This is a genomic window from Micromonospora sp. NPDC005173, assembly GCF_040608515.1.
Classification (GTDB): domain Bacteria; phylum Actinomycetota; class Actinomycetes; order Mycobacteriales; family Micromonosporaceae; genus Micromonospora.
Genome location: NZ_JBEXIK010000024.1, coordinates 20,330 through 37,144, shown reverse-complemented (window position 1 = coordinate 37,144; position 16,815 = coordinate 20,330). Strand labels below are relative to the sequence as shown.

Here is a 16,815-nt window from a genome sequence, read left to right as displayed (position 1 = left end):
GTGGTCAAGCGCGGACCCTGGTTGCACTTTCGGGACGACCATCCCACATGCTGGGGTAACGCAATGTTTGCAAAAGCTCACTTTGCATACACGCGTGACCACTCTGGAGTCACATGCCCTGTTCAGGGGCTTGCGGAAATGAAGGTATCAGTTGACCGGATCACGGGTTGCGCGCCGTCCGACCGTTTCCTGCCTCACTGCGGCTTCCCAAACAGGATCTTCTCTGATGAAATCGCGGCCGTGCCGCGCGTGGTCCCCTCCGCCTACGGCACGGCTCGGCGGGTCAGGCGGGGAAGAAACGACGGAGGCGATGTCGTGAGCACCGGACCGACGACCCTGCCCGCGCTCGGCGACAGCGCTCGGCCCTCGCGCCGACGGTTGCCGAGACTGCGTGACGCCCGGATCCGGTCCAAGCTGGCGCTGATCCTGGTCGTCCCGGTGGCGGCAGTGATCGCGCTGGCCACGGTCCGGCTGATCTCGGTTGGCGAGGGCGCCCTCGACGCCACTCGGGCGCGGTCACTCACCGCACTCTCCATCGACGTCAGCGCGCTGACGCAGGACCTCCACTCCGAGCGGATGGCCGCGGCGGCCTACCTGGCCACCCCGCAGCAGCCGGCCGACTCGTACAACCTGCGGGTCCGCCAGACGCAGCAGCGGGTGGACGAGTACCGCACCGAGCGGGGCCGGATCGGCGAGGTGCCGGCGGCGCTGCGGGGCCGGCTGGCGGCCATCGACGACCACCTGGCCACCCTGGACGCCACCCGTCAGGAGGTGCTCGACCGTCGGCAGATGGCCGTCGCCGAGGCGGTGCTGCGCTACGGCGTCATCCTCACCGACCTGGTCGCTTACGGCGACGGGCTGGCCCAGCTGCCTGGCGAGGAGAGCCTGTCGGACAGCCGCCGGGCGGTCGCCGCCTTCGCGCGGGCCAAGGCGTCCGTCGCCGAGGAGCAGGCGGTCGCCTTCACCGCGCTGACCGCCGGCCAGCTCGACTCGGAGCAGTTCTCCTCCTTCGTGGCCACGCTGACCAGCCAACAGGAGGCCCTGGTCTCCTTCTCGCTCGCCGCTGACCCGGTGCAGCGGTCCCTGGTCAACAGCACCGTCTCCGGCGACGCGGTCGGCCTGGCCGACCGGGTGGCCACCGACATCACCCGCTCGGTGGGGCGGCGCTCGCTGGTCGGCGTGCAGGACGCCACCGCCGCCATCGGCGCGGTCAACGACCTGATGCGCTGGGCCGAGGTCCAACTGCAGAACCGGCTGTTCGAGCAGGCCGACCAGGCGCGCTCGGACGTCATCCAGCAGGCTGTGGTCGAGTCGGTGCTGGTGCTGCTGACCCTGATCATCGCCGTGTCGCTGGCCGTGGTGCTGGCCCGGTCGCTGAACCACTCGCTGCGACGGCTGCGTGAGGGCGCGCTCTCGGTGGCCAACCACGACCTGCCCGACGCGGTCAAGCGGCTGCAGAACATGGGCAGCGTGGGCGACGGCGGGGTGGAGGAGATCGTCCGGCAGGTCCGGGACCCGATCCAGCTCACCAACCGCGACGAGGTCGGTCAGGTGGCGTTGGCATTCAACGTCGTGCACCGGGAGGCGGTCCGGGTCGCGGCTGAGCAGGCCGCGCTGCGTACCAGCGTCTCGGCGATGTTCCTCAACCTGGCCCGCCGTAGTCAGAGCCTGGTCGACAAGATGATCGGTGAGCTGGACGCGATCGAGCGCGGCGAGGAGGACCCGAAGCGGCTGGCGCAGCTCTTCGAGCTGGACCACCTGGCCACGCGGATGCGCCGCAACGACGAGAACCTGCTGGTCCTGGCCGGCGCCGACTCCGCCGTACCGCGTCGCGACGACGCGCTGGTGGTGGACGTGCTGCGCGCCGCCCAGTCCGAGGTGGAGCTGTACAACCGGATCGAGTTCGGCACCGTCGACACCGACATCTCGGTCGCCGCGCACGCGGTCAACGACGTCGTGCGGCTCGTCGCTGAACTGCTCGACAACGCCACCCGGTTCTCGCCGCCGAACACCACGGTGGTCGCCGACGGTCGCCGGATCCGCGACTACGTGCTGATCCAGATCGAGGACCGAGGGCTCGGCCTCAGCGACGAGCAGCTCGACTCACTCAACCGGCGACTGGCCGCGCCACCGAGCGTGGACGTCGCCGCGTTCCGGCTGATGGGTCTGGCAGTGGTGAGCCGGCTCGCCTCCCGCTACAGCATCCGGGTGGAGCTGCGCCGCAACGTCGAAGGCGGCACGGTCGCTCAGGTGACGCTGCCCGCCGCCACCGTGGTGCTGCCCGCCAACCGGGGCCGCGACCAGGTGCTCACCCGGCCACGCCAGCCGATGGCGGTCGAGCAGGCGCCGCTCACCCCGGCCGGCCACAGCGAGCCGTTCGCCGGCGCCACCACCGCGGCAGCGACGCTGCCCGACCAGTGGCGGACCAGCGCGCCGGCGCCGGCACAGTGGCAGTCCCCGCTGGATGCGCGGGACACCGCCCCGGCCGTGCAGGCCGGTAGCTTCAGCGGAGCGAACACGGCGGCCCCGGCCGCGCCGGCCCGGCCGGCGTACGGCAACACCACGGGTGCCTCGGTGGGCAGCCCGACCGTGGCCTACCCGACGATCGACCCGCTGCCCCGGCGCGGCTCCGCGGCGGACGCCACCGACGGGCGGAGCGCTCCGGTGCTGCCGGTCGGGCCGGTCGCCGGTCCCGGCGCGGTCGCACCGCCGGCCACACTGCCGGCGCCGGCCGCACCGATCAACACCCGGCCGGAGTTCCCCGCCGAGGCGCCGATCTTCCGGGAGATGGAGGCGGTCTGGTTCCGGTCGCACGGCGACGACGCCACCGCGATCTTCACCCGACCGAAGTTCGACTCGCCGCCGGCCACCGTCAGCGCCGGGTCGGCCGATGCGGGTCTGCGCACGGGCAACGGCGGCTACCCGGCAACCGCGTCCGCGCCGGCCGCGGCACCGGCCCGACCGCCGCTGCCCACCCGTACCCCGGGCAGTTCCAACGCCGACGGTCTCGGGCCGTCGGGCACCGGGAGCATCAACGGGTTCGACACGGGTGGAGCCGGCACGGCGCCGCCGTCGTACAACCCTCCGCCGGCCGCCCGAACGGCGCCATCCGCGCCCGCCGCTCCGAGCACGCCCGCCAGGCCGGCCACGGACCCGGACGCCTGGCGGACGGCGGCGGACGAGGGCTGGTCCCGGGCCAGCCGGGCCGCCGAGCCGGCCCCGGCCGGAACAACGCGCTCCGGGCTGCCCAAGCGGGTGCCGCAGGCGCAGCTCGTGCCGGGCGGTATCGAACCGAAGAGCGGCCGGGATCGCAGCCGGCGGACCCCCGATGAAGTACGCGGCCTGTTGTCGGCCTACCACCGCGGCGTACAGCGCGGCCGGACGGCCGGTACGGACCTGAACAGCACCTCGACCAAGGAGAGCCGATGAACAGGCCAGCTGCCATGCAGGACATGGGTTGGCTGCTCACCAACTTCGCCGACAGCGTGGCGGGCATCGCCCACGTGGTGGCGGTGTCCGCCGACGGGCTGCTGCTCGCCTCCTCCCGGGATCTGCCCGGGGACCGGGCGGACCAGCTCGCCGCGATCACCTCCGGCGTGGTGAGCCTGACCGAGGGCGCGGCCCGGATGTTCAGCGCGGGCGGGGTGTTGCAGACCGTCATCGAGATGGACAGCGGCTACCTCTTCCTCATGTCGATCAGCGACGGCTCGTCGATGGCCGTGCTGGCCGCGCGTAGCTGCGACGTGGGCCAGGTGGGCTACGAGATGGCGCTGCTGGTCGAACGGGTGGGTGCCGCGCTGGTGCCGCTGCCACGGGACGCGGTGCGCTCGTAGCGCCTAGACACGGCGCGCGGACCGCGTGCCGGACCAGGGATGGGAGGCGGTGTGGACCGGCTCCGCAGGGGACGAGGAGGTGATCGGGGATGGACCAACGACGCGCTGACCCGCGCGGCGCTCTGGTGCGTCCGTACGCGGTCACCCGTGGTCGTACCGAACCCCGGCAGGACATCGCTCTCGAGGCGGTCCTCACGGCTTCTCCCACCCAGGTCGCCGAGTCCCGCTTCGCCGGGCATGACAAGCACCGCATCGCCACGGTCTGTGAAGGCCGGGCACAGTCGCTGGCGGAGATCGCCGCGTACACCCGGATGCCGCTGGGCGTCGCCCGGGTGTTGGTCGCCGACATGGTGACCGAGAGCCTGCTGACGTTACACACTGCTGCTCCCGCCGAGGGATTCGAGGAGCGAATGGAACTGCTTGGAAGGGTGCTAAGTGGACTTCGCAGGCTATGACCCCGCTGGGGGGCGGCAGAGCCGGGGAATCGTCTCCGCGAAGATCGTCGTCGCGGGCGGCTTCGGCGTCGGCAAGACGACACTGGTCGGTTCGATCTCCGAGATCACACCGCTGACCACCGAGGCGGTGATGACCGCGGCCGGCGTCGGCATCGACGACCCGTCCAAGGTGCCGGGCAAGGAGACCACCACGGTCGCCATGGACTTCGGCCGTATCACCATGGCCCAGGACCTGATCCTGTACCTCTTCGGCACACCCGGCCAGACCCGGTTCTGGTTCATGTGGGACGAGATCATCCGGGGTGCGGTGGGTGCCGCCGTGCTGGTGGACACCCGCCGGATCACCGATGCGTTCGCCCCGCTGGACTACTTCGAGAACCGCAACCTGCCGTACGTGGTGGCGCTGAACCGGTTCGACGGCGCTCCCCAGTACGAGCTGGACGAGGTCCGCGAGGCGCTGGCCATCTCGCCGCACGTGCCGCTGGTGATGACCGACGCCCGGCACCGGGAGTCGGTCAAGCAGGTGCTGGTGACGGTGGTCGAGCACGCCATGCTCCGGCTCCAGTCCGAGCAGGGTCGAGGCTTCCCCACGCCGGTCGGCTGACCCGAGGCGGCCGGCCGGTCCGTTCCGGCCGGCCGCGACGCGTCAGTCGACCCGGAGCCGGTAGCCGCGCTTGACCACGGTCTGCACCACGCGGGGAGCGCGCAGGGCGGCCCGGAGCCGGGCCACGGCCATCTCCACCGCGTGCTCGTCCGCGCCACGGGGCAGGGCCCGCAGCAGCGCCGTGCGCGACAGCACCCGGCCGGGCGACTGGGCCAGCGCCCGCAGCACCGCCATCGGGGCAGGGGCGAGCGGGCGCAGCTCGCCGTCGATCACCGCGGCGTGCCCGCGCAGGGTGAGCAGGTGCCCATCGGCCTTGAACGTCATGGTCCGGCGGGGCAGCTCTTCGACGATGGTCCGTACCAGCGCGCCCAACCGGGCCCGGCTGGGCGCGCAGACCGGCACCCCGCGCCGCAGCAGCGGCTCGGCGGTCACCGCGCCGACGCAACTGGCCAGTACGTCCTTGTGAAACGCGGACACCATTGCGTCGGTGCGGTCCCCGGCCGCCCGCAGCAGCGCCTCGGCCGCCGGCGCCGAGGTGAACGTCACCGCGTCCACCAGCCGGCCGGCGATCAGGTCGATCAGTCGGTGCAGCGGCGCCGGGTCGGTCGGCGGGGCCCAGCGGTAGACCGGCACCTCGATGACCGTGGCACCGGCCGCCTCCAGCGCGAGCGTGCACTCCGGCTGCCGCTCGCCGTGCAGTTGCATGGCGATCACCTGCCCGGCCACGCCGCGCCGGCGCAGGTGGTCGACCACCTCGTCGCAGCTCTCCGAGGCAGGCGACCACTGATCGTGCAGCCCTGCGGCCCGGACCGCACCGCGTGCCTTGGGGCCCCGGGCGACCACGTACGAGCTGGCCAGGACCGAGCGCAGCGACTCGGCCAGCCCCCAGCCCTCGGCCGCCTCCAGCCACCCACGCATGCCGATGCCGGTGTTGGCCATCAGGATGTCCGGTGGCTGGTCCAGGCAGGCCCGGGTCGCCTCGCGCAGCTCGGTGTCGTCGGACAGCGGCACGATCCGCAGTGCCGGGGCGAGCACCACCCGGGCGCCTCGCCGTTCGAGCAGCGCGGCCAGCTCGTCGCGCCGCCGGTCGGCGGTCACCCCGATGGTGAAGCCGGCCAGTTCCTCCCGCATCAGCCCTCCTGTCGCAGCCGCACTTCGACCAGCCCGCCGCGGCAGCGCGCGTCGTGCCGGGTCACGGCCACCCCGGGCAGGTCGAGGCAGTGCCCGGTGCGGAGGTCGTACACCTGCTTGTGCAGCGGCGAGGCGATCGTCGGCACCCCTCTGCGGCTGCCCACGATGCCCCGGGACAGCACGTACGCCCCGGAGACCGGATCGCGGTTGTCGATCGCGAACAGCCCGTCCGCGGTCCGGAAGAGGGCGACCTGCACCCCGTCGACCAGGGCGGCGACCCCCCGGTCCGGTTGCAGCCGGTCGAGAGGGCAGACCGGGACCCAGCCCAGCGTGGTGGCGTGGTTCATCGCCGCACCTCCGGCAGGCCCAGCGCGACCGGCTGGGGTCGGGCCGGGGTGTGGCCGCCCGCCGGCACCGGCTGGCCGCGTTCCCGCGCGAAGGTGATCGACGGGTCGGGTACCTCGGGAGCATTGACGAAGGAGGTGTAGCGGCGCAGCCGATCCGGGTCGTCCAGCACGTCGCGCCACTCGTCGGAGTACGACGCCACGTGCCGGGCCATTGCCGCGTCCAGTTCGGCGCAGAGGCCCAGCGAGTCGTCCACGATCACCGAGCGCAGGTGGTCCAGGCCGCCGTCCATCGCCTCGATCCAGCCGGCCGTGCGCTGCAGTCGGTCGGCGGTGCGGATGTAATAGATCAAGAATCTGTCGATCAGCGAAATCAGCGCTTCCGTCGACAGGTCGGTGGCGAACAAATCGGCGTGCCGGGGCCGGAAGCCACCGTTGCCACCGACGTAGAGATTCCAGCCGCTTTCGGTGGCGATGATGCCGAAGTCCTTGCTACGTGCCTCGGCGCACTCCCGAGCGCAGCCGGAGACCGCTGACTTGATCTTGTGCGGGGCACGCAACCCCCGATAGCGCAGCTCCAGCGCCACGGCCAACCCCACCGAGTCCTGCACCCCGTACCGGCACCAGGTCTCTCCGACGCAGGACTTCACCGTGCGCAGCGCCTTGCCGTACGCGTGGCCGGACTCGAAGCCGGCGTCCACCAGCCGCCGCCAGATCTGCGGCAACTGCTCCACCCGCGCCCCGAACAGGTCGATCCGCTGCCCGCCGGTGATCTTCGTGTAGAGCTGGAAGTCTCGGGCGACCTCACCGATCACGATCAGCTTTTCGGGGGTGATCTCGCCGCCGGGGATCCGGGGCACCACCGAGTAGCTGCCGTCGCGTTGCAGGTTGGCCAGGAAGTGGTCGTTGGTGTCCTGCAACGACGCCTGTTCCCCGTCGAGCACGTGCCCGGCGCCCAGCGAGGCGAGGATCGAAGCCACCACCGGCTTGCAGATGTCGCAGCCGCGCCCCCGACCGTGCTCGGCGGCCAGCCGGGAGAAGGTGCGGATGCCGCGCACCCGGATGATCTCGAACAGCTCCCGCCGGCTGACGTCGAAGTGCTCGCAGAGCGCGGTGGACTGCGCCACCCCGGCCGCGTCCAGGAGTTGCTTCAGCGTCGGCACGCAGGAGCCACAGCTGGTGCCGGCCCTGGTGCACGCCTTCAACGCCGGTACGTCCGCGCAGCCGCCGGCGATGGCGGCGTCCACGTCGCTCCGGGTCACCGCGTTGCAGGAGCAGACCTGGGCGGCGGCGGGCAGCGCGCCGGCGTCCGCGCCGCCGCCGTCCGCGGCGAGCAGCGCCAGCGGCGCGGCCGGCAGCGGACCACCCACGCTCGCCCGCAGCGTGGGGTACGCGTTGGCGTCGCCGACCAGCACCCCGCCGAGCAGGGTGTGCGCGTCGTCGGAGAGGACCAGCTTCGCGTAGACCCGGGTGGCCGGGTCGGTGAACGTGACGTCCAGGCAGCCCGGGGTCGTGCCGTGCGCGTCGCCGAACGAGGCCACGTCGACGCCGAGCAGCTTCAGCTTGGTCGCGCTGTCCGCGCCCGGGAAGGTCGCCGCGCCGCCCACCAGCCGGTCGGCCACCACCTCGGCCGTCGCGTATCCCGGTGCGACCAGGCCGTGGCAGGTGCCGTCGACCGCCGCGCACTCGCCGACCGCCCAGATCCGCTCGTCGGCGGTGCGGCAGGTCGCGTCGACCAGCACCCCGCCGCGCGGACCCAGTGGCAGGCCGGCGGCTCGGGCCAGCTCGTCCCGGGGCCGGATGCCGGCGGCCACCACCACCAGATCGGCGTCGATATCAGCACCGTCGGAGAGCCCCAGGGCGGCAACGGCGCCGTCCGGGCCGGGCCGGATCGCGGTGGTGGCGACCCCGAGGTGGGTCCGCACGCCCAGCTCCTCGACGTAGCGGCGGAGCATCGCACCGCCGGCCTGGTCCACCTGCACCGGCATCAACCGGGGCGCGAACTCGACCACGTCGGTGCTCAGGCCGAGCAGCCGCAGGGCGTTCGCCGCCTCCAGCCCGAGCAGCCCGCCGCCGATCACCGCGCCGGCCCGCCGGCCTCGGGCGTACGCCTGGATCGCCGCCAGGTCGTCCAGGGTCCGGTAGACGAAGACTCCGGGCAGCTCCGTGCCGGGCACCGGCGGCACGAACGGGTAGGACCCGGTGGCCAGTACCAGCATGTCGTAGCGGTACTCGCCGGTGGCGGTGGTCACCACCCGCCGGCTTCGGTCGATGGCGGTGGCGGGCTCACCGAGACGCAGCCGCACCCCGTCGTGCGGGGTGTGCAGGTTGAGCTCACTCTCGCTCACCCCGTCGAAGAACGCCGAGAGCCGCACCCGGTCGTACGCCGGACGTCGCTCCTCGCCCAGCACGGTCACCCGCCAGCGCCCCTGCGGGTCACGGGCGCGCAGCGCGTCAACGAAGCGCTGCCCGACCATCCCATTGCCGATGACGACCAGGTCACCGCCGCTCATCGCGCCACCTCCACCGATTCCGCCTCGGCCAGCCAGTCGACGATCCCGCCCACCGCGTCCCGGCATCCGCCGCAGCCGGTGCCGGCTCGGGTCGCCGCCGCCACCGCGCCGGCCGTCCGGGCCCCGGAGCGCCAGCTGCGCACCAGCGCGCCCTTGGTCACCGTGTTGCACTGGCAGACGGTGGCCGCGTCCGGCATCAGCGCCGGTGACGCGGCCGGTGCCGCACCGGTCGCGCCGAGCGACCGGCCCAACAGCAGCGTCCGCCGGTCGGCCGGCACCGGGTGACCGCGGTCGAAGAGCTGGATCACCGTGCCGACCGCCGGGTTGTCACCGAGCAGGATCGCGCCGATCAGTCGCTCGTCCCGGATCCGCAACCGGGCATACGTGCCCCGGGTCGGGTCCGTGAAGGTCAGCTCCTCGCCCGGCTCGCCACCCACCGCGTCGCCCATCGCGGCCAGGTCGATCCCGGCCGCCTTGAGTCGGGTCACCACAGGCCGTGGCCGGTACCGGGCCAACGGGTCCGCCCCGGTCAGCACATCGGCGAGCACCCGGGCCTGGGCCCAGGCGGGTGCGACCAGTCCGGTGAGCGCGCCGTCGTGCTCGGCGCAGTCGCCGATCGCCGAGATGCGCCGGTCGCTGGTGCGCAGCCGGTCGTCCACCACCACGCCGCGTCGCAGGGTCAACCCGGCGGCCTCGGCGAGGGCGGTGTCCGGGCGTACCCCGCAGGAGAGCACCAGCAGGTCGGCGCGCAGCGATCGGCCATCGGCCAGGTCGAGGCGTACGCCGTCGGCGTCCGCGGCCACGCCGGTCGCCGGCACCGCGAGCTGAATGGTGACGCCGAGACCGGCGAGCGTGCCGGCGAGCACGGCGCCGGCCGCCGGGTCGAGCTGCCGTTCCATCAGGTGCCCGGTCGGGTGCACCACGGTTGTGGCCAGCCCGCGCGTGGCGAGCCCTCGGGCGGCCTCCAGGCCGAGCAGCCCGCCGCCGAGCACGAGTGCGCTGTGCGCGCCGTCCGCCGCGGCGAGGATCCGCCGGCAGTCGTCCAGGGTGCGGAACGGGACCACTCGCTCCGGTAGGTCGCCCCGGTCGAGGCCGGGCAGTGGCGGCACCACCGCCCGGCTGCCGGTGGCCAGCACCAGGTGGTCGTAGGAGATCCGTTCGCCGTGCGCGGTGCGGACCTCCCGGGCGGACCGGTCCACCGCGGTCACCGGTACGCCGATGCGCAGGTCGACGCCGTGCACGGCGGCCTCGGTCAGCTCCACGTCCGGCTCGCCGATCCGACCTGCCAGCAGCGTGGAGAGCATGATTCGGTTGTACGCGCGGTGCGGCTCCGCCCCGAGCACGGTGACCTTCCGGTCCCCTTCCCGGACGCGTAGCTCGCCGGCCAGCCGGGCGCCCGCCATCCCGTTGCCGACGATCACCACTCGGGCGGTCATGCCTTCTCCACCCTGACCGCGCAGATCTTGAACTCGGGCATCCCGGAGATCGGGTCCACCGCGTCGTTGGTCACTGAGTTGGCGCGGGCCACCCCGGCCCAGTGGAACGGGGCGAAGACGGTGTCTGGTCGGATCCCCGCGCTGAGCCGGGCCGGAGCGAGCATCTCGCCTCGGCGCGACGTGACCCGCACCGGGTCGCCGTCGTCGATGCCCAGCCGGGCGGCCAGGTCGGGATGCAGCTCGACGAACGCCTCGGGCGCGGCGCGGCGCAGCGCGGCCACCCGGCGGGTCTGGGTGCCGGACTGGTACTGGGCCAGCACCCGGCCGGTGGTGAAGTGCAGCGGGTAGGTGGCGCAGACCTCCTCGGCGGCTGGCCGGTGGTCGACGGGGTGGAACCGGGCCCGGCCGTCCGGGGTGGCGAACCGGTCGGTGAAGAGCCGTGGCGTGTCCGGCCCATCCTCGGCCGGGCAGGGCCAGTAGACGCCGTCAGCGGCATCGATCCGGGCCCAGCTGATGCCGGCGTAGTCGGCGGCCCCGCCGGCGGAGGCGCGGCGCAGCTCGGCGAAGACGGCGGCCGGGTCGGCCGGGAACCGAGCCGCCGCGATGGCGTCCGGTCGGGCATCGGGTCCCCCCGCGGCCGGCCCGATGGCCGAGGGTCGGCTCCGCGCCTCGGTTGTCGGGTCAGCCGCGCCGGAAGCCGCCGGGTCGGCAGCGGCCAGCCGGACCGCGAGGTCGGAGATGATGGCCAGGTCGGTCCGGACGCCCGGTGGCGGCGGGCGTAACGCGTGCCGACGCAGCACCCGACCCTCCAGGTTGGTCATCGTGCCGTCTTCCTCGGCCCACTGCGCGATGGGCAGCACCACGTCGGCCAGCGCGGCCGTCTCGGAGAGCAGCAGGTCGGCGACGACCAGCAGGTCGAGGTCGCGCAGCCGGCGCTCGATCCGGGCCGCCCGGGGCGCGGAGACCACCGGGTTCGAGCCGAACACCAGTAGCGCGCGGGGACCGTCGGGAGTGCCGAGGGAGTCGAGCAGTTGGTAGGCGGGCACACCCGGGCCGGGCAGCTCGTCGGCCGGTACCCCCCAGACCCCGGCCACGTGCTCCCGGGCCACCGGGTCGTCGATCCGCCGGTAGCCGGGGAGCTGGTCGGCCTTCTGCCCGTGCTCCCGCCCGCCCTGGCCGTTGCCCTGGCCGGTGAGGCAGCCGTACCCCGAGCCGGTCCGGCCGGGCAGGCCCACGGCAAGCGCCAGGTTCACGTACGCGGTGACCGTGTCCACTCCCTTGGCATGCTGTTCGGCACCGCGCGCGGTCAGGATGATCACTCGCCCGCCGGTGCCCAGCGCCCGGGCGGTCGCCTCCAGGTCGGCCACCGGCACCCCGGAGAGCTGCTCCGCGCGGGCCGGCCACCAGGCGGCGACACTGCGACGGACCACCTCGAAGCCGGTGGTCCGCTCGGCCACGTACGTCTGGTCGATCCAGCCCTCGATGAGCGCGATGTGCAGCAGCGCGTTGGCCACCGCGAGGTCGGTGCCGGGCAACGGTTGCAGGTGCAGATCGGCCAGGCGGGCGGTGGCGGTGACCCGGGGGTCCACGACGATCAGCCGGCCACCGTTACGGCGCTGCTCGGTGAGCCAGCGCACCAGCGGCGGCATGGTCTCCGCCGGGTTCGCGCCGACCAGCAGCAGGGTGTCGGCCTGGCCCAGGTCGGCCAGTGGGAACGGCAGCCCCCGATCGACGCCGAAGGCGCGCAGGCCGGCAGCCGCCGCCGAAGACATGCAGAACCGTCCGTTGTAGTCGATGTGCCGGGTGCGCAGCGCGATGCGGGCGAACTTCCCCAACGCGTACGCCTTCTCGTTGGTCAGGCCACCGCCGCCGAAGACGGCGACCGCGTCCCGGCCGGCGCCGTCCTGGACGGTGCGGATGCCGGCGACGACCCGATCCAGCGCGGCGTCCCAGCTGGCCGGGCGCAGCTCGCCGGTGGCCGGGTCGCGCAGCAGCGGGGTGGTCAGCCGCTCCGGGTGGTCGAGCAGGTCGGCGGCGGTCCAGCCCTTCTGGCAGAGCCCGCCCCGGTTGGTGGGGAACTGGCGGGGGTGCACCGTCACCCCGTCGGCGTCCTGGCGCAGCACCATGCCGCACTGGAGCGCGCAGTACGGGCAGTGTGTCGCCACCTCTCGGGGCGTCCGCCCCGGGCGAGTTGCCGACCGCGCACCGTCTGTCATGTCGGGAAAGCGTGCCGCCGGGCGGTTTCCGGTCCGGGTCTCTTCTGTTTCGGTCCTGTCAAGTGGGGCTCACACCGCACAGGGGCAGCGGACGTGACGGGTGGGTGGTGTCCGTCGGCCTGCTGTCCGCCAGCCGTGGCCTGCGCCGTCCGCGTCTCACCGTGCGGTCGGTGCTACGCCAGTCACGCGGTTCGCGTCTAACATATGGGAAGGTTTTCTCATGAAATGGGAGAGTGCGATGAGCGTGGCGGACGCCTTCGACGCGGTTGCCGGCAGCTACGACGAGGCACGCAGGCGACTGGTGCCCTGCTTCGACGCCTTCTACGGCACCGCCGTCCAGGTGGCCGCTCCACCCCTGCGCGCCGCACTGGCCGCCGGACGTGCCCCGGAGGTGCTGGACCTGGGCGCCGGCACCGGCCTGCTCTCGCTCCTGCTCGCCGAGGCGGTGCCAGGGGTGCGGCTGACCCTGGTGGACGCCGCACCGGCGATGCTCGCCCGCGCCGCCGACCAGTTGAACGCCCGGTCCATGCCGCACCGGACGGTCCGGGCCAGCCTGGCCGACCCGCTACCGGCCGGTCGGTACGACGCGGTGGTCAGCGCGCTGGCGATCCATCACCTGGACGACGCCGACAAGCGTGCGCTCTACCGGCGGGCCTCCGCGGCGCTGGTGCCCGGCGGGGTGTTCGTCAACGCCGAGCAGGTGGCCGGCCCGACCCCGGCCCTGGACCGGCGCTACGACGAGGTGTGGACGGCACGGATCACCGAGTTGGGCTCGCCCCCCGAGGAGATCGCCCCCGCCCGGGAGCGGATGCGGCACGACCGGCCGACGACGGTCGCCGAGCAGTGCCAGTGGCTCGCCGAGGCAGGCCTGGTCGACGTCGACTGCTACTTCAAGGAATGGCGCTTCGCGGTGTTCGGCGGCCGGGCTGCCGAGTCGACCCGGTGAGGGCCGGAATGTGCGTTTCGACGACCGGGGGTGAGTTGGCGGGCGCGCGGATGACTGATGGTCATACCGATGGGTAGTCTCCTCGGCATGACTGCCAAGGTGACTCTGTCGTTCACAGACGAGACGATCGAGGAGGCCCGGCGGTTCGCCAAGCGCGAAGGGCTGTCGCTCTCCGCGTGGATGGACCAGGCCGCCCGGGAGAAGGCGCTGCGCGAGGTCTTCACCGCGCACGCCGCCGCCGTGGGTCGTGCCGGCATGGACCTGGAGTCCGCCGCCCTCGCCGACGCCCGCGAGGTGGGTATGGTCGACGACCTGCTCTTCCGCGGCCGGCCGCGTGCTGCGTAGGGGTGAGGTCTGGCGCATCGAGGGCGCTCGGGAACGCCTCGGACTCGTGATCAGCTCGGACGTCTACAACTCCACCGACGTGCCGATCGTGATCGTGGTCGAGGTGGTCGAGGAGTCGCTGCTGCGGGACTCCCCGCTCGCCGTGACGATGGGCCGCTACGTGGTGATGCCCGACCGCCTCTCCTCGCCGATGAAGAAGTGGTTCACCGATTGCGTGGACGTCGCCGACACCGACACCATGCTCCGGGTCGGCCGCGCGCTGCGCATCCTCCAGGAGCTCTGACCTCCGACCGGGGTGCCCCGCTCACTACCGCTGCCGGCCCGCGGTGCGGTTACCGTTTCCGGGCCGACCCGCGACGGGCACCGCCCGGTAACCCGGTGTTCCTAGCGTTCCCCCTGGTCACATCGACGAGGAGGAGCCGCAGTGAGCACGCTCACCAGCACCGCAGTCACCGCCGTGCCGCCGGGCGCCACGGGGCACCGGCACCGCCTCGACGACTGGCGCCCCGAGGACCCCGACTTCTGGCGGACAACGGGCGCACCGATCGCCCGGCGCAACCTCTGGGTCTCGATCTTCGCCGAGCACGTCGGCTTCTCGGTGTGGAGCCTCTGGTCGGTGACCGTGCTCTTCCTCGGCCCCGAGTACGGCATCGATCCGGCCGGGAAATTCCTGCTCACCGCAGTGCCGGCCGCGCTGGGCGCAGTGCTGAGGCTGCCGTACACGCTGGCGGTGGCCCGCTTCGGTGGGCGGCGCTGGACGATCGTCAGCGCACTGCTGCTGCTGGTGCCCGCGGTGCCGATGACGTTGCTGCTGGAGCCCGGGGTGTCCTACACCACGCTGATGGTGCTCGCCTGCCTCACCGGCGTCGGAGGTGGCAACTTCGCATCCTCGATGGCGAACATCAACCTGTTCTATCCACAGCGGCTCAAAGGCCGGGCCCTCGGGCTCAACGCCGGCGGCGGCAACCTGGGCGTACCCGCGGTGCAGTTGGTCGGGCTGGCGGTACTGGCCACCGCCGGTGCCGCGTACCCCCGGCTGGTTCCGGCGGTCTACCTGCCGCTGATCGTGCTGGCCGCGCTGGCGGCGGCCCGCTGGTTGGACACCGTGCCCGGGGCGCGCAACGAGTCGGGCGCGCTGCGCGAGGCCGCCCGCGACCCGCACACCTGGATCATGTCGCTCCTCTACATCGGCACCTTCGGCTCGTTCATCGGGTTCGGCTTCGCGTTCGGTCAGGTGCTCCAGCTCCAGTTCGCCGAGCGGTTCCCGACCCCCGTCGACGCTGCCTGGTTGACCTTCCTCGGCCCGCTGGTGGGCTCGCTGATCCGGCCGCTGGGCGGGCACCTCGCCGACCGACTCGGCGGAGCCCGGGTGACCTTCTGGAACTTCGTGGCGATGGCGGCCGGCGCCGGAGCGGTGCTGTACGCGGCTCGGGAGCGCTCGTTCGGGCTCTACCTGGCCGGGTTCCTCGCCCTCTTCGTCTTCTCCGGCATCGGCAACGGCTCCACGTACAAGATGATCCCGGCCATCTTCCGGGCCCGGGCGGCGGACGCGGTGGCCGCGGGCCGGCGCGACCCGGAGGGCGCCGCCCGTTGGGCGCGGCGCATGACCGGCGCGTTGATCGGGATCGCCGGCGCGGTCGGCGCCTCCGGCGGGGTGCTGGTCAACGTCGCGTTCCGTCAGTCGTTCCTCGGCTCCGGCAAGGCCGACGCCGCCTACCTGGCGTTCATCGGTTGGTACGCGCTGTGTGTCGTGGTGACCTGGGTCGCGTATCGTCGTCCGAGGGCCGAAGGGCTCGCTGGCGTGTGAGCTGGGCCACGGCCGTTGGGTCGCCGCGCGGGGCCGTACCCCCGTTTTGACCTGCCGACCGGGCGCCCGGTATCGTTGCCTGCTGTTGTACGACATCCAGAGGCGTGCCCTATCAGGTACGCTTGGTCGTTCGTGCGCGCTGGTCCGGCCTGCAAGATCTGGTCACCTCGGCGCGCGACCCCAGACCGACGACGAGACAAGGTAGACCTGTGCGTACGTACAGCCCGAAGCCGGGTGAGATCGAGCGTCAGTGGCACGTCATCGACGCCTCTGATGTCGTGCTGGGCCGCCTGGCCACCCACGCCGCCACGTTGCTGCGTGGTAAGCACAAGCCGACTTTCGCGCCGCACGTCGACACGGGCGACTTTGTCGTCATCGTGAACGCGGGCAAGGTTGCGCTGACCGGCAACAAGCGCCAGACCAAGGTTGCTTACCGCCACTCCGGTTACCCGGGTGGTCTGAAGCAGGTCGGCTATGACGAGCTGCTGACCAAGCGCCCCGAGCGGGCCATCGAGCTGGCCGTGAAGGGGATGCTCCCGCACAACAAGCTCGGCCGCCAGCTGATCAAGAAGCTGAAGGTCTACGCCGGTGCCGAGCACCCGCACGGCGCTCAGCAGCCGATGCCGTTCGAGATCAAGCAGATCGCGCAGTGAGCGCGGGCGAAGGAAGCAGCATGACCGACATCACCGAGACCGAGGTTGCCCCCGAGGCCACCGAGGCGCCCGCGCCCGTCGCCCGCGCGCCGCGTGGTGACCGCCCGATCCAGACCGTGGGTCGGCGCAAGCAGGCCATCGTCCGGGTCCGTATCGTTCCGGGCACCGGCAAGATCACCTGCAACGGCCGCGACCTTGAGGCCTACTTCCCGAGCAAGGTGCACCAGCAGCTGATCAAGGACCCGCTGGTCACCGCCGAGAAGCCCGAGCAGTTCGACGTCATCGCCAACCTGCGCGGCGGCGGCACCACCGGCCAGGCCGGCGCGCTGCGGCTGGGCATCGCCCGGGCGCTGATCGTGAACGAGCCGGACGACCGCCCGGCCCTGAAGAAGGCCGGCTTCCTCACTCGGGACGCCCGGGTCAAGGAGAGCAAGAAGTACGGCCTCAAGAAGGCCCGTAAGGCTCCCCAGTACTCGAAGCGCTGATCTTCGCCAGCGCGTTGTACTTCTGACGGACGGCCGGTCCGCCTCCC

At 72.7% G+C, this 16,815-nt stretch carries 15 protein-coding genes; 10 read left to right on the top strand and 5 right to left on the bottom strand.

Going from position 1 to position 16,815, the window contains the following annotated elements; genetic code table 11:
- Positions 1–315: 315 nt before the first annotated feature.
- The 4 genes from ABZV00_RS23935 (at position 316) to ABZV00_RS23920 (ending at position 4,892) form a co-directional block, all read left to right on the top strand.
- Positions 316–3,429 (top strand): nitrate- and nitrite sensing domain-containing protein, encoded by a 3,114-nt coding sequence (locus ABZV00_RS23935; RefSeq protein WP_355609820.1) that lies wholly within the window; start codon positions 316–318, stop codon positions 3,427–3,429.
- Positions 3,426–3,833, top strand: coding sequence for a roadblock/LC7 domain-containing protein (locus ABZV00_RS23930; protein WP_007465177.1), 408 nt, complete (start codon positions 3,426–3,428; stop codon positions 3,831–3,833). The genes ABZV00_RS23935 and ABZV00_RS23930 overlap by 4 nt, the downstream gene beginning before the upstream one ends.
- Positions 3,834–3,922: 89 nt before the next feature.
- Positions 3,923–4,288 (top strand): DUF742 domain-containing protein, encoded by a 366-nt coding sequence (locus ABZV00_RS23925; protein ID WP_328420448.1) that lies wholly within the window; start codon positions 3,923–3,925, stop codon positions 4,286–4,288.
- Positions 4,269–4,892, top strand: a complete 624-nt coding sequence (locus ABZV00_RS23920; protein WP_355609818.1) for an ATP/GTP-binding protein — start codon at positions 4,269–4,271, stop codon at positions 4,890–4,892. The genes ABZV00_RS23925 and ABZV00_RS23920 overlap by 20 nt, the downstream gene beginning before the upstream one ends.
- Before the next feature lie 42 nt (positions 4,893–4,934).
- Here ABZV00_RS23920 and ABZV00_RS23915 read toward each other — a convergent pair whose 3' ends face one another.
- From ABZV00_RS23915 to ABZV00_RS23895, 5 genes are read right to left on the bottom strand one after another with little or no spacing between them, the layout of a single operon-like run.
- Positions 4,935–6,023 carry a uroporphyrinogen-III synthase gene (locus ABZV00_RS23915; RefSeq protein ID WP_328420445.1) on the bottom strand — a complete coding sequence of 363 codons (1,089 nt, stop codon included), beginning with the start codon at positions 6,021–6,023 and terminating at the stop codon, positions 4,935–4,937.
- On the bottom strand, positions 6,023–6,370 hold the full coding sequence (gene nirD / locus ABZV00_RS23910; RefSeq protein ID WP_355609815.1) for a nitrite reductase small subunit NirD: 348 nt from the start codon (positions 6,368–6,370) through the stop codon (positions 6,023–6,025). Before nirD ends, ABZV00_RS23915 begins: the two co-directional genes overlap by 1 nt.
- Complete coding sequence (gene nirB / locus ABZV00_RS23905) at positions 6,367–8,880, bottom strand: nitrite reductase large subunit NirB (protein ID WP_355609813.1); 2,514 nt, start codon at positions 8,878–8,880, stop codon at positions 6,367–6,369. Before nirB ends, nirD begins: the two co-directional genes overlap by 4 nt.
- The gene (locus ABZV00_RS23900) at positions 8,877–10,316 is read right to left on the bottom strand and encodes an FAD-dependent oxidoreductase (protein WP_355609811.1); all 1,440 of its coding nucleotides are present in this window, start codon (positions 10,314–10,316) and stop codon (positions 8,877–8,879) included. Before ABZV00_RS23900 ends, nirB begins: the two co-directional genes overlap by 4 nt.
- Entirely contained in the window at positions 10,313–12,532 is a 2,220-nt protein-coding gene (locus tag ABZV00_RS23895; RefSeq protein ID WP_355609809.1) for a molybdopterin oxidoreductase family protein, read from the bottom strand. Before ABZV00_RS23895 ends, ABZV00_RS23900 begins: the two co-directional genes overlap by 4 nt.
- Before the next feature lie 220 nt (positions 12,533–12,752).
- Here ABZV00_RS23895 and ABZV00_RS23890 point away from each other — a divergent pair, with 220 nt between their 5' ends.
- The 6 genes from ABZV00_RS23890 to rpsI all read left to right on the top strand — a co-directional run bounded on the left by ABZV00_RS23890 (position 12,753) and on the right by rpsI (position 16,768).
- Complete coding sequence (locus ABZV00_RS23890) at positions 12,753–13,478, top strand: class I SAM-dependent methyltransferase (protein WP_355609807.1); 726 nt, start codon at positions 12,753–12,755, stop codon at positions 13,476–13,478.
- Between the two features lie 57 nt (positions 13,479–13,535).
- Complete coding sequence (locus tag ABZV00_RS23885) at positions 13,536–13,823, top strand: DUF6364 family protein (RefSeq protein ID WP_355609805.1); 288 nt, start codon at positions 13,536–13,538, stop codon at positions 13,821–13,823.
- Entirely contained in the window at positions 13,813–14,106 is a 294-nt protein-coding gene (locus ABZV00_RS23880) for a hypothetical protein (protein WP_328420431.1), read from the top strand. Before ABZV00_RS23885 ends, ABZV00_RS23880 begins: the two co-directional genes overlap by 11 nt.
- Before the next feature lie 174 nt (positions 14,107–14,280).
- Positions 14,281–15,630 carry a nitrate/nitrite transporter gene (locus ABZV00_RS23875; protein WP_355609880.1) on the top strand — a complete coding sequence of 450 codons (1,350 nt, stop codon included), beginning with the start codon at positions 14,281–14,283 and terminating at the stop codon, positions 15,628–15,630.
- Positions 15,631–15,839: 209 nt separating this feature from the next.
- Positions 15,840–16,283, top strand: coding sequence for a 50S ribosomal protein L13 (gene rplM / locus ABZV00_RS23870; RefSeq protein ID WP_109815637.1), 444 nt, complete (start codon positions 15,840–15,842; stop codon positions 16,281–16,283).
- A gap of 20 nt (positions 16,284–16,303) precedes the next feature.
- Positions 16,304–16,768, top strand: a complete 465-nt coding sequence (gene rpsI / locus ABZV00_RS23865) for a 30S ribosomal protein S9 (RefSeq protein WP_328420426.1) — start codon at positions 16,304–16,306, stop codon at positions 16,766–16,768.
- Positions 16,769–16,815 lie beyond the last annotated feature (47 nt).